Origin of the sequence: Streptomyces aureus (assembly GCF_001418135.1) — a bacterium.
Taxonomy (GTDB): Bacteria; Actinomycetota; Actinomycetes; order Streptomycetales; family Streptomycetaceae; genus Streptomyces; species Streptomyces aureus_A.
The window spans coordinates 1-12851 of record NZ_LIPQ01000329.1 but is presented as its reverse complement, the minus strand read 5'-3'; the positions used below and the strand labels follow the sequence as shown (position 1 = coordinate 12851).

Here is a 12851-nt window from a genome sequence, read left to right as displayed (position 1 = left end):
ATCGGTGTACGCGGTGACGGCGCCCCGCAGTGGAAGTCCGGCGCGGGCAACGTCTACGCCGACGAGGGCAACCACTGGGACGTGACCTTCTACAACTGCGGCGGCTGCTGACCCGCGGTTCCGGTCCGAAAGAACCCTCCTCGGTGGTCACTTGGACTAACCGAAGGGGGTTCTTGGACTGGAGGGGCCCGCGCGGCACGATCTCGTTGACGGTGCCGCCGGGGCGGGGCCAACTAGTGCGCATGTCCCTCCCCCCTTCGCGAAGAATCCGTGCGGCCTGTGCGCTCGCCGTCGCTTCCTCCGCCGTGTTCGCCCTGGCCGGGCCCGCCCTGGCCGAGGGAGCCACGGCCGGGGGCGCGGCAGCCGTCCCCGCGGCGGCCGACGCGGCGGCAGCCGACACCGCGGCCGCCGACGGCCCCGTCATCTCATCCCGTCAGCTCTCCGTGGCCGTCGCCGAGGACTTCCCCCGCGTCCTCTCGTACACCGACCGCGCGAGCGGCGCCCGCCTCCTCGGCAGTACGGCCCCGGTCACACGGATCGTCCTCAACGGCACCGCCCACGCCGTCCGGGCCGAGGGCGCCCCCGTCCTGACCGCCTCCTCCGCCGCGTACACCCTCACCTTCCCCGACCTGCCCGGCGTCGAGATCGACGCGCGGCTGAGCGTCGACGGGCGGGCCACCACGTTCCGGGTGACCGCCGTCCGCGACACCGAGGGCTTCCGGGTCGGCACCCTCGACATACCGGGCCACGACCTGGTCTCCGTCGGCTCCTCGGACGCCGGCGCCGCGACCGCCTTCACCCGGCTCGACCCGGACTCCACCCGCACCGCCGACGTCTTCGCCCGCGTCACCGACGCGACCGCCGCCGAGGCCGCCCCGGTGGGTGCGAGCTACGCGATCGTCAGCACCGGTCGGCTCGCCGCCGCCGTCGAGTCCAACTCCAGCTACGACAAGCCCACCGGGGCCTCCGCCCGCGACGGCGCCCGCTTCTGGCACCAGGCCCGCAAGCAGACCACCGGCACCGCCACCGAGACCCGCGTCGGCGTCTGGTCCGGCCAGTGGACCTACCGCGGCGAGGGCGCCCCGAAGCCCGCGAGCGGCGACGCCCTGCCCTGGGCCAAGGTCGTCGTCACCCCCGACGCCAACGCCGATGGCGCCACCGACTGGCAGGACGGCGCCATCGCCTTCCGTACGATCGGGATCAAGGCCCCGGGCAGCGAGGACACCCCCGACCGGGTCGTCGCCCACATCCCGTTCAACTTCGCCTCGCAGGCCACCCACCCCTTCCTGCGCACCCTCGACGACGTCAAGCGGATCTCGCTCTCCACCGACGGACTCGGCCAGTTCGCGCTGCTCAAGGGATACGGCTCCGAGGGCCACGACTCCGCCCACCCCGACTACGGCGGCAACTACAACAAGCGGGCCGGCGGCCTCGCCGACCTCAACGTCCTCCTCAGGGAGGGCCGGAAGTGGGGCGCGGACTTCGGCGTCCACGTCAACGCCACCGAGTCGTACCCCGAGGCGAAGAACTTCAGCGAGACCCTCGTCGACAGGACGAAGCCCGGCTGGAACTGGCTCAACCAGAGCTACTACATCGACCAGCGCCGCGACATCAACAGCGGCGACCTCGCCCGCCGCTTCCAGCAGCTGCGTGACGAGACCGACCGCAACCTCTCCACCCTCTACATCGACGTCTACTACACCCACGGCTGGATCGCCGACGAGACGATGCGCGCCGTCCAGCAGCAGGGCTGGAACGTCGCCACCGAGTGGTCCGAGAAGTTCGAGCGAGCCTCCCTCTGGTCCCACTGGGCCAACGACCTCGACTACGGCGGCGCCACCAACAAGGGCCTCAACTCGCAGATCGTCCGCTTCATCCGCAACGACGAGAAGGACGTCTGGAACAACCACCCGGTCCTCGGCCAGACCGCCCTCGTCGACTTCGAGGGCTGGACCGGCGAGACCGACTGGAACGACTTCACCGCCAACATCTGGCAGCGGAACCTGCCCGCCAAGTACCTCCAGCAGCAGCGGATCACCCGCTGGAACGGCAACGACATCACCTTCACCGGCGGGGTCCGCGGCACCGTCGAGAACGGCCGCCGCACCTTCTACCAGGACGGCCGCAAGGTCCTCGACGGCGAGAGCTACCTGCTGCCCTGGTCCGAGGGGAAGACCGGTGGCAGATCCGGCGGCACGAAGCTCTACCACTACAACAAGGCGGGCGGTACGACCACGTGGTCCGTCCCGGCCGGCACCCGCTCGTACACGGTCTACAAGCTCACCGACAACGGGCGCGTGAAGACCGCCACCGTGCGGCCCACCGACGGCAGGATCACCCTCGACGCCGTCGCCGGACAGCCCTACGTCCTCCACCCCGACGGCGCGCCCGCGCAGCCCGCCCCGAAATGGGGCCAGGGCACCCCGGTGAAGGACCCCGGCTTCAACGACGCGAGGCTCGGCGCCTGGACCAGGACCGGCACCGTCGTCCGTGACACCGACGAGCAGGGCCGCAACAGCGCGAAGCTCTCCGGCGCCGCCACCGCCTCGGTCGGCCAGCGGATCACCGGCCTCACCCCGGGCACGCGGTACACCGCCTCCGCCCTGATCGAGGTCCAGCCCGGCGCCGCCCGGCCCACCACCCTCTCCGCCGGCGGGCAGTCCGTCACCGTCGAACGCTCCTCGCTCCAGGACCGGGTCGCCGCCTCCGACTGGAACGGCACCCGCTTCCAGCGCGCCAAGGTCACCTTCACCGCCCCGCCCGGCGGCAGCACCCCGCTGAGGATCCAGGCCGCGAGCGGCAGCGCCGCCACCGTCCGGATCGACGACGTCCGGATCGTCGCCAACGCCCCCGCCACCAAGGCCGGGACCGTGGTGTACGAGGACTTCGAGGCCGTCGACCAGGGCTGGGGCCCCTTCCTCAAGGGCGACGCGGGCGGTACGACCGACCCCCGCACCCACATCGCCCAGCTCCACGCCCCCTACACCCAGGCCGGCTGGAACGGGAAGCTGATCGACGACGTCATCGGCGGCGCCGAGTCCCTCAAGTCCCACGACGAGAACAGCGGCCTCGTCTACCGGACCGCGCCCTGGACCGTCCCCATGAAGGACGGCCGCACCTACCGCGTCGAGTACGACTACAGGTCGAGCCACGCGGGCGCGTACGAGTGGATCACCGGCTACGACCGGACGAACGGGACCTCCGTGGAGACCCGCCGCACCCCGATCGGACAGCAGAGGGACAGCGGGCACTTCTCCGAGACCGTCACCGCCGGCTGCGGCGACACCTGGACCGGGCTGCGCAAGCGCGGCGACGCCCCGGACGGCGCCGACTTCGTCCTCGACGCCTTCACCGTCACCGACCTCGGCCCGGCCACCGAGCGCGCCGCCTGCGGCACGCTCACCGTCACCGCGCCCGAGACCCTGGAGCCCGGCCGGCCGAACCAGGTCACCGCCACCTTCGGCAACGACGAGGCGGCCGACGTCTCCGGCGCCCGGGCCGAACTCACCCTCCCGGAGGGCTGGACCGCGGAACCGGCCGCGCCCGTCACCCTGGGCACGGTCGCGCCGGGCGGGAAGGCCACCGCCACCTGGCAGGTCACGCCCCCGGTGGACGCGGCCTACCGGCCGTACACCCTGGACGCCTCCCTCACGTACGCCCTCGGGGAAGGCCGGCGGAAGCTCACCGCCGCCACCACCGTCCGCACGCTGCCCCCGCCGCCCACCACCGACAGCTGGGCCAGCGACCTCGACTGGACCTCGGCCACCAACGGCTGGGGCCCCGTCGAGCGCGACCTCTCCAACGGTGAGACCGGCACCGGCGACGGCTCCCCGCTGCGGATCGGGGGAGTGACGTACGCCAAGGGCCTGGGCAGCCACGCACCGGCGAAGGTCCGCTACTACCTGGGCGGCCGCTGCACCTCCCTCACCGCCGAGGTCGGGGTGGACGACGTCCAGACCAGCCGGGGCACGGTCGTGTTCAGCGTCCTCGCCGACGGCGCCGAGCGGGTGAAGTCACCGGTCCTCAAGGCCACGGACGCCGCCTGGTCGCTCACCGCCGACGTGACCGGTGCCACCTGGGTCGACCTGGTGGTCTCCGACAGCGGCGACGGCAACGGGAACGACCACGCGGACTGGGGCGGCGCCCGCTTCCACTGCGGAGGCTGACCGCGCGGCGGGGCACGGGCCCGCGACCCTTCGGGGGTCGCGGGCCCCTCGGTGCCATGGACCACCTTTGTGGGCGGCGCGGGGCCGACGGATTCGGACCCACCGAGGTCTATGTTGAACCCCTACAAACACGAGGGGTACCTGGCTGTTGACTCGCGATGAACAGTTCGTCGTTCTGTCCAGCCCCACCAGGAATCGACACGGGAGACTGTACGGAGTCGACGGCGGGGTTTTCTTGTCCGACTTCGTAGGGTCGGTACATGACCGTTGTGGACCAGATCCCGAGCGAGCCCGCTGACGCCCGTGGCCGAGTGGCCGAGCTGCACGTCCTGCGCGAGCAGGCCCTCCGCGGCCCGAGTGACCGCGCGACCGAGGCCCAGCACGCGAAGGGCAAGCTGACGGCCCGCGAGCGCATCGAGCTGCTGCTCGACCCTGGTTCCTTCAGCGAGGTCGAGCAGCTCCGCCGGCACCGCGCCCAGGGCTTCGGCCTGGAGGCGAAGAAGCCGTACACCGACGGTGTGATCACCGGATGGGGCACGGTCGAGGGCCGGACGGTCTTCGTCTACGCGCACGACTTCCGCATCTTCGGCGGCGCGCTGGGCGAGGCCCACGCGACGAAGATCCACAAGATCATGGACATGGCCATCGCGGCCGGTGCCCCCCTGGTCTCCCTGAACGACGGTGCGGGCGCCCGTATCCAGGAGGGCGTCTCGGCGCTCGCCGGCTACGGCGGCATCTTCCAGCGCAACACCCGCGCGAGCGGTGTCATCCCGCAGATCTCGGTGATGCTCGGCCCGTGCGCCGGCGGCGCGGCCTACAGCCCGGCGCTGACGGACTTCGTCTTCATGGTCCGTGAGACCTCGCAGATGTTCATCACCGGACCGGACGTCGTGAAGGCGGTCACCGGCGAGGAGATCACCCAGAACGGCCTCGGCGGCGCCGACGTCCACGCGGGTGTCTCCGGTGTCTCCCACTTCGCGTACGACGACGAGGAGACCTGCATCGCGGAGGTCCGCTACCTCCTGTCGATGCTCCCGCAGAACAACCGCGAGAACCCGCCGACCGTCGCCTCCGAGGACCCGGCGGACCGCCGCTCCGAGGTGCTGCTCGACCTGGTCCCGGCCGACGGCAACCGTCCGTACGACATGCACAAGGTCATCGAGGAGCTCGTCGACGACGGCGACTACCTGGAGATCCACGAGCGCTGGGCCCGCAACATCATCTGCGCGCTCGCCCGCCTCGACGGCCAGGTCGTCGGCATCGTCGCCAACCAGCCGCAGACGCTGGCCGGTGTCCTCGACATCGAGGCCTCCGAGAAGGCCGCCCGCTTCGTGCAGATGTGCGACGCCTTCAACATTCCGATCATCACCCTTCTGGACGTACCCGGCTTCCTGCCGGGCGTCGACCAGGAGCACGGTGGAATCATCCGGCACGGCGCGAAGCTGCTGTACGCGTACTGCAACGCGACCGTGCCCCGGATCAGCCTGATCCTGCGCAAGGCGTACGGCGGCGCGTACATCGTCATGGACTCCCAGTCCATCGGCGCCGACCTGACGTACGCCTGGCCCACCAACGAAATCGCGGTCATGGGCGCCGAGGGCGCCGCCAACGTGATCTTCCGCAAGCAGATCGCGGAGGCCGAGGACCCCGAGGCCATGCGAGCCCGCATGGTCAAGGAGTACAAGGCGGAGCTGATGCACCCGTACTACGCGGCGGAGCGCGGCCTGGTCGACGACGTCATCGACCCCGCCGACACCCGGCAGGTGCTCATCAGGTCCCTCGCGATGCTCCGCACCAAGCACGCCGACCTGCCGTCCCGCAAGCACGGCAACCCGCCTCAGTAAGAGGAGTCATCCACGTGACAACCCCTGCCAACCTTCTCCGCGTCGAGAAGGGCCACGCCGACCCCGAGGAGCTGGCGGCCATCACGGCCGTCCTGCTCGCCCGTGCCGCCGCCCGGTCCGACGAGGACACCGCCGCGGGCCACCGCGGCCGCACCACGGCCGGCTGGCGCCGCCTGGAGCGGGAGCACGGCTTCCGCGCGCCGCACAGCTGGCGCTGAGCGACCGAAGAGGGCCTGAACCCGGTGATGCCGGGTTCAGGCCCTCTTCGTGTCTCCAGGGCCCCTCACACGCCGTTCTGGGGCCATGGCACGCCGTACAGTGCCGCGGCCGGGACGCCGAGCGGGGTGCCGGCACACGCCGAAGGCCGCGTCCCCGAGGGGAACGCGGCCTTTCGGTACGGGGCGCCGGGGGACAGCTACCGCAGGCGGGCCATGAGGGCGTGCTCGACCAGGGTGATGAGCGCGCTCTTGGCGTCGGCGCGGTGCCGGGCGTCCGTGGTGATGATGGGGGTGTCCGGACCGATCTGGAGGGCCTCGCGGACCTCCTCGGGCTGGTACGGCTGGTTCCCGTCGAAGCCGTTGAGGGCGATGACGAACGGCAGGCCGCTGTTCTCGAAGTAGTCGACCGCGGGGAAGCAGTCGGCGAGACGGCGGGTGTCGACCAGGACGACGGCGCCGATGGCGCCGCGGACCAGGTCGTCCCACATGAACCAGAACCGGTCCTGACCGGGCGTACCGAAGAGGTACAGGATCAGGTCCTGGTCCAGGGTGATGCGGCCGAAGTCCATGGCGACGGTCGTCGTCGTCTTGTCGCCGGTGTGCGTGAGGTCGTCGATGCCCGCGGACGCGGACGTCATGACGGCCTCGGTGCGCAGCGGGTTGATCTCCGAGACGGCGCCGACGAACGTGGTCTTGCCCACGCCGAAGCCACCCGCCACCACGATCTTCGCGCTGGTGGTTGAACGGGCCGCGCCGCCGCTAGAGCTTGCGAAGTCCACTGAGCACCCTTTCGAGCAGTGTCACGTCTGGCTGACCGCCGGCGGCCTCGTCGCCGCCCGGCTGGTGGATGGCGACGAGCCCGGCCTCTGCCAGGTCGGCCACGAGGATTCGGGCGACGCCGAGGGGGATGGAGAGAAGGGCCGAGATCTCGGCGACCGACTTGATCTCGAAGCACAGCCGGCAGATCCGCTGGTGCTCGGGCAACTGCCCCTGCAGCCGGGACGGATCGGCCGTCGTGCTGACCAGCGCCTCGATGGCGAGCTGGTAGCGCGGCCGGGTCCGGCCGCCGGTCATCGCGTACGGACGCACCAGCGGGTTGTGCGAGCCGCCCGAGCTGCTGGAGCCTGCGGCGGACGGAGCGCGCGAGGAGCCCTGCGCACCCGCGGGCTGGACGTGAGGCTGCCGATAGGGCTGCGACACGCCCTGTCTGCTCGGGGCGGAGGGAAAGTTGAACCGGTTCTGCGTGGTGTCGCCGAGCGGCGCCTGGTGCGCGTCATAACCGTTGTAGGGGCTTGAGCCCGGTGGTGTTCCCACGTCTCCTCCTCCGACTGCCTCGCGGTCCATGTCCCTTGGAACCGCGCCACCGCACCTTACGGGGCGGTGGCGCGAAACGCACTGTCTGTCTGTTAGTTGAGAAGACTTCCCTGAAGCTCCGCCCGGAGGTCAGGAGTCAGGACGGTGCCCGCGCGATCCACGAGCAGTGCCATCTCGTAGCCCACGAGGCCGATGTCGGCCTCGGGGTGGGCGAGCACGGCCAGCGAGGAGCCGTCCGAGATCGACATGATGAAGAGGAAGCCGCGCTCCATCTCCACCACGGTCTGATTGACCGCACCACCCTCGAAGATCCGCGACGCGCCCGCGGTCAGCGAGGTCAGTCCGGAGGCGACGGCCGCCAGCTGGTCGGCGCGGTCCCGGGGGAAACCCTCGGACATCGCCAGCAGGAGTCCGTCGGCGGAGACCACCACCGTGTGCGACACCCCGGGGGTGTTGTCCACGAAGTTGGTGATCAACCAGTTCAGATTCTGCGCCGCCTGGCTCATGCTCACACTAACGCTCCTGGTTGTAGGTACTGCCCGGGCCGAGGCCCGATCCGTTCGTGTCCGTTCCCGCGCTGCGTCCCTGCTGGACGCCGCGGCGCAGGTTGCTCAACCTGCCCCGTACGTCCTCGGGCGCGCGGGAGACCTGGGGGCCGCCCTGCGGGGTCTGCTCAGCCGTGCCCTCGACCAGGTTGGCCTTCGGGACCCGGCGGGGGAGACCGGACGAGGTGACCCCGCCGGCCTTCGGGTCCTTGAGCTTCCCGGCCCGCTGCCAGCGCTCGTCGTTGGTCGAGCGCCATTCGTCGGTGGAGTCGGCGTCGTTCTGCTGCTGCGCCGGCTGCGCGGGCTTCGCCTGCTGCGGTGCCTGCTGCTGCGGCGCCTGCTGGGTCGGCGAGGCGACGCTGCCGCGGCGCGGCAGTCCGGCGTCGGTCAGCGCGTGACCGGCGTCCGGGGCGGCACTCGGGGTCGGACCCGGACGGTCGAAGCCTACGCGCTCGGCGGCCTGTTCGGGAGCGCTCGGAGCAGATTCCGATTCCGCTCCGAACGGCTGCTGGTAGCCGCCCTGGTACGCGCTCTGATCCTGCCAGTCTCCCTGGTGGGACTGGGTATCGAACGCATTGCCGTACTGCTGGTGTTCGGTTCCCGCAGTCTCGTACGAAGCTTCCGCATAGCCCTGCTGCGGGTAGGCCTCGTAACCCTGCTGCTGGTACGCGTAGCCGTCCTGCTGCTGCGGGAATCCGGCCTCGTACTCCTGGCCGTACCCCTGCGACTGCTGAGGCTGCTGCTGCCCGTACTCCTGCGCCGGGGCGTACTGCTCGGCCGGGTACTCCTGACCCTGCTGCTGCCCGTACTCCTGACCCTGGCCGTACTCCTGGCCCTGCTGCGCGTACTCCTGGCCCTGCTGACCGTACTCGTCCGGCTGCTCCGCCTCGTCGCGGAAGAGCGGCCGGTCGCCACCCTGCGCCTGGGCCTCCAGGGCGGCACGCCGCCCCTCGCGCTTCAGCGAGCGGTTGACCGGGTCGAGCTGCCGCTCCTCCTCGGCCGGCTGCTCGTAGCGGGAGTCGTCGAAGCCGAGATCGGCGGCGGTCAGCATCGGCTGCTGCTGCTGCGGGGCGCTCTCGAAGGCGCTGGGCTGCTGCTGCTGCTGCGGAATGATCTGCGAGACCGTGAAGTCGTCCTGGATCGGCTGCTCGCCACCGCCACCGTGCGTGATCGCGTCCGGCAGCATGACCAGCGAGGTCGTACCGGCCTGCTCGCCCGAGGGGCGCAGCTGGACCCGGATGCCGTGGCGGTCGGCGAGCCGGCCGACCACGAACAGGCCCATGCGCTGCGACACGGCCGCGTCCACGGTCGGCGGGTTGGCCAGCTTGTGGTTGATGTCCGCGAAGTCCTCGGCGGTGAGGCCGATGCCCTTGTCGTGGATCTCGACCATCACGCGGCCGTCGGGGAGACGGGTCGCGGTGACGCGGACCTTGGTCTGCGGGGAGGAGAACGTGGTGGCGTTCTCCAGGAGCTCGGCGAGCAGGTGCACGAGGTCGGTCACGGCCTGGCCGTGGATCTCGGCGTCCGGCACGCCCGCCAGCTCGATGCGCTCGTACTGCTCCACCTCGGAGGAGGCGGCGCGCATGACGTCGACCAGCGGGACCGGCTGGTCCCAGCGGCGGCCCGGCTCCTCGCCGGCGAGGACGAGGAGGTTCTCGCCGTTGCGGCGCATACGGGTCGCAAGGTGGTCCAGGCGGAAGAGGTTCTCCAGCTGGTCCGGGTCGGCCTCGTTGTTCTCCAGGTCGGTGATGAGGGTCAGCTGGCCCTCGATCAGCGACTGGTTGCGGCGCGAGAGGTTCGTGAAGATCGCGTTGACGTTGCCCCGGAGCATGGCCTGCTCGGCGGCGAGCCGGACGGCCTCGCGGTGGACCTGGTCGAAGGCGCGGGCGACCTCGCCGATCTCGTCCTGCGTGTCGATCGGGATCGGCTGCACGCGGGTGTCGACGCGGCCGGGCTCGGTACGGGACAGCTGGTCGACCAGCATCGGCAGACGCTGCTCGGCGATGCCGAAGGCGGCGGTGCGCAGCTGCTGCATCGCGCGGCTCATCTGGCGGGCCATCATCCCGGCGAGGATGAAGGCGGCGAGCAGGGCGATGACGACGATGCCGCCGTTGACCCAGGCGTCCGTCTTGGACTCGTCGGAGATCCGGACGGCCTCGGCCACGGCCTTGTCGACGAGCGTCTTCTCGACCTCGGAGTAGCCCTCGAACTTGGCGGTGGCGACGGCCATCCAGCTCTCGGGGGCGATGCCCTTGGACTTCAGGGCGGCGAGGGCCTCGGGGCTCTTGGCGGTGCCGATGGCGGAGGCGACGCCCGAGTAGACGGAGCCGTCCGTGCCCTTGGGCAGCTCGACCCCGGCGGCCTGCATCTGCTTGGCGCCCTCGGTGGCCTTGCCCGTCATGACCTTCTTCAGCAGCGCGACGTCCTCGGGCATACCACCGGAGGAGAACTCGCCGAGGGCGATCTGCTCCAGGTAGTTGTACGAGTTGAACGCCACGGACTGCTGGGCGAAGACGGCTTCGGTCCGGCTGGGCCGGACCAGGAGCTGGGTGCCTATGGAGCGCTGGAGGGACGCGGCGCCCTTGGCCAGCTGGACGGCGTAGACGCTGCGGCCGTAGGCCGTGACGTTGCCGGTGCCGAGGCCGAGCTCGTTGGAGAACTCGGTGAGGTAGTGCTGGACCCCGGTGTAGCCGCGCTGGGTGTCGACCGGGTCTAGACCGCGGGTGTACGCGATCTCGCGCAGCGCGGTGAGCTTCGGCTCCTCGTCCCGGAAGAGGTTCAGCCGGCGCTCCAGGCCCTGGCCCGAGGGCAGGTTCTTGGCGGCCTCGTCGAACTTGACCTTGGCGGCGTCGGTCGCGGCGTACGCCTTGGTGACCTCGTCGCTCTTGCGGTCCTCAGGGGTCTTCGCCGCCAGCAGGGGACCCGCGGTGAGGTCGCGCTCGTTGAGGAGGGCGGTGCTGTACTCCGAGGCGGCGCGCACGATGAGCGCCGTCTTCTCGGCGTCCTGCGCCTCCTGCCAGGTGTCGATCGATCCCTTGACCTGGAAGCCGCCCATGACGAGGCCGACCAGCACGGGTATGCAGAGGATCGCGTTCAGCCTGGTGGGCACCCGCCAGTTGCGGGGCGAGAGCTTGCTGGAGCTGCCCGGGGCGGCGGCCACGGTGGGCTGCGTCACGGGCACGTCCGCGGGCGACATCGCCGTGCGCGACGGCGGGGTGAAGTTGCCCCGTGTCTCCTGCTCCGCGGAGCTTTCCTTGCTGCGCCTCACTCGACCAACAACCTCTCGGCGTCGGCACCTACGTTGTGCCGGTGTTTCGTTCAGGGCCGTACTACTCGGGAGTTCATGAATTGCAGCACGTGAAGGGGGTCGGTTCCAAACAGTGGGATGCGGCCGGTTTCACGGGCCCGCGCCTCGTATAAAACGGGCATAAAGAGCGAGCCCCGCCAAAAGACGGGGCTCAGGTGAGCGCAGTGACACCGATCGGATGCGTCGGGTGTCCGGGGCGCCCCAATTCTCTGTCGAAATGTTATGAACGCGCGGGCGGCCGTGTCGAACGACACAGGCCGCCCCTGGCGGTGGCATATGACAGCCGCTCCGGTCGTCCGACTACTTGAGCCGGGCCATCAGAGCGTGCTCGACAAGGGTGATGAGCGCGCTCTTGGCGTCGGCGCGGTGCCGGGCGTCCGTGGTGATGATGGGGGTGCCGGGGCCGATCTGGAGGGCCTCGCGGACCTCCTCGGGCTGGTACGGCTGGCTTCCGTCGAAGCCGTTGAGGGCGATGACGAACGGCAGGCCGCTGTTCTCGAAGTAGTCGACGGCCGGGAAGCAGTCGGCGAGACGGCGGGTGTCGACGAGCACGACGGCGCCGATGGCGCCGCGGACCAGGTCGTCCCACATGAACCAGAACCGGTCCTGGCCCGGCGTACCGAAGAGGTACAGGATCAGGTCCTGGTCCAGGGTGATGCGGCCGAAGTCCATGGCGACGGTCGTCGTCGTCTTGCCACCGGTGTGCGTGAGGTCGTCGATGCCCGCGGACGCGGACGTCATGACGGCCTCGGTACGCAGCGGGTTGATCTCGGACACGGCGCCGACGAACGTGGTCTTGCCCACGCCGAAGCCACCCGCCACCACGATCTTCGCGCTGGTGGTTGAACGGGCCGCACCGCCGCTAGAGCTTGCGAAGTCCACTGAGCACCCTTTCGAGCAGAGTCACGTCCGGCGTGCCGCCGGTCTCTCCGTTGCCCGGCTGGTGGATGGCCACCATGCCGGCCTCCGCCAGGTCGGCGACGAGGATGCGGGCGACACCGAGGGGCATCGACAGCAGCGCCGACACCTCTGCCACCGACTTGACCTCACGGCACAGGTGGCAGATCCGCTGGTGCTCCGGGAGGAGAGTGGCGAGGTGCGCCGGGTCGGCCGTGGTGCTGACCAGCGCCTCGATGNNCGCGTACGGACGCACCAGCGGCTGGTCGCCCTCATGTCCGTACTCGTCGACTGAATTGCCGTACGGATCGTGAGAGGCGGGGGGCGGGGTCATGAATCCTCCGGGCGTGACGGCAAGGCTTCTGCCATCTGATGGGGCCGGTGGGGGGCCGGGTGGGGCGGCCGGACGGATAACGGTGCCAGGGCGGTACGGAGGGGCGTACCGCCCTGTCGGTCGGTGGTGCGGTGAGGTTTTCCGTGAAGCGGCCGGCTAGTGGAGCAGGCTGCCCTGGAGCTCCGCGGGGAGATCCGGGGTGAGGACACTGCCGGCCCGGTCGGCC

General features: G+C 70.7%; 8 protein-coding genes and 2 pseudogenes. 3 read left to right on the top strand and 7 right to left on the bottom strand.

Annotated features, from left to right (window positions below):
* Positions 1-242: 242 nt before the first annotated feature.
* The 3 genes from AOK00_RS25630 (at position 243) to AOK00_RS25620 (ending at position 6228) form a co-directional block, all read left to right on the top strand.
* Positions 243-4166, top strand: coding sequence for an endo-alpha-N-acetylgalactosaminidase family protein (locus AOK00_RS25630; RefSeq protein ID WP_055602621.1), 3924 nt, complete (start codon positions 243-245; stop codon positions 4164-4166).
* Positions 4167-4426: 260 nt separating this feature from the next.
* Positions 4427-6010, top strand: coding sequence for an acyl-CoA carboxylase subunit beta (locus AOK00_RS25625; protein WP_078944794.1), 1584 nt, complete (start codon positions 4427-4429; stop codon positions 6008-6010).
* Between the two features lie 14 nt (positions 6011-6024).
* Positions 6025-6228 carry an acyl-CoA carboxylase subunit epsilon gene (locus tag AOK00_RS25620; RefSeq protein ID WP_030320260.1) on the top strand — a complete coding sequence of 68 codons (204 nt, stop codon included), beginning with the start codon at positions 6025-6027 and terminating at the stop codon, positions 6226-6228.
* 197 nt (positions 6229-6425) lie between these two features.
* On the opposite strand, the gene AOK00_RS25615 is transcribed toward AOK00_RS25620, so the two are convergent.
* From AOK00_RS25615 to AOK00_RS38550, 7 genes and pseudogenes are all read right to left on the bottom strand, one after another.
* Positions 6426-7007, bottom strand: coding sequence for a GTP-binding protein (locus AOK00_RS25615; protein WP_015036414.1), 582 nt, complete (start codon positions 7005-7007; stop codon positions 6426-6428).
* Positions 6988-7542 carry a DUF742 domain-containing protein gene (locus AOK00_RS37500; RefSeq protein ID WP_079042188.1) on the bottom strand — a complete coding sequence of 185 codons (555 nt, stop codon included), beginning with the start codon at positions 7540-7542 and terminating at the stop codon, positions 6988-6990. The genes AOK00_RS25615 and AOK00_RS37500 overlap by 20 nt, the downstream gene beginning before the upstream one ends.
* Positions 7543-7634: 92 nt before the next feature.
* The gene (locus AOK00_RS25605; RefSeq protein ID WP_026057603.1) at positions 7635-8048 is read right to left on the bottom strand and encodes a roadblock/LC7 domain-containing protein; all 414 of its coding nucleotides are present in this window, start codon (positions 8046-8048) and stop codon (positions 7635-7637) included.
* A gap of 7 nt (positions 8049-8055) precedes the next feature.
* A complete protein-coding gene (locus AOK00_RS25600) occupies positions 8056-11355 on the bottom strand; it encodes a sensor histidine kinase (RefSeq protein ID WP_055602620.1) in 3300 nt (1099 codons plus the stop codon).
* Between the two features lie 339 nt (positions 11356-11694).
* Positions 11695-12276 carry a GTP-binding protein gene (locus AOK00_RS25595; protein ID WP_055602619.1) on the bottom strand — a complete coding sequence of 194 codons (582 nt, stop codon included), beginning with the start codon at positions 12274-12276 and terminating at the stop codon, positions 11695-11697.
* Positions 12257-12530: pseudogene (locus tag AOK00_RS25590) on the bottom strand (DUF742 domain-containing protein); the annotation flags it as partial. The gene AOK00_RS25595 and the pseudogene AOK00_RS25590, both read right to left, overlap by 20 nt.
* 251 nt (positions 12531-12781) lie before the next feature.
* Positions 12782-12851: pseudogene (locus AOK00_RS38550) on the bottom strand (roadblock/LC7 domain-containing protein); the annotation flags it as partial.

Coding starts and splice junctions, on each gene's coding strand:
- AOK00_RS25630 (WP_055602621.1), top strand. CDS start 243: ATGTCCCTCCCCCCTTCGCGAAGAATCCGTGCGGCCTGTGCGCTCGCC.
- AOK00_RS25605 (WP_026057603.1), bottom strand. CDS start 8,048: ATGAGCCAGGCGGCGCAGAATCTGAACTGGTTGATCACCAACTTCGTG.
- AOK00_RS25625 (WP_078944794.1), top strand. CDS start 4,427: ATGACCGTTGTGGACCAGATCCCGAGCGAGCCCGCTGACGCCCGTGGC.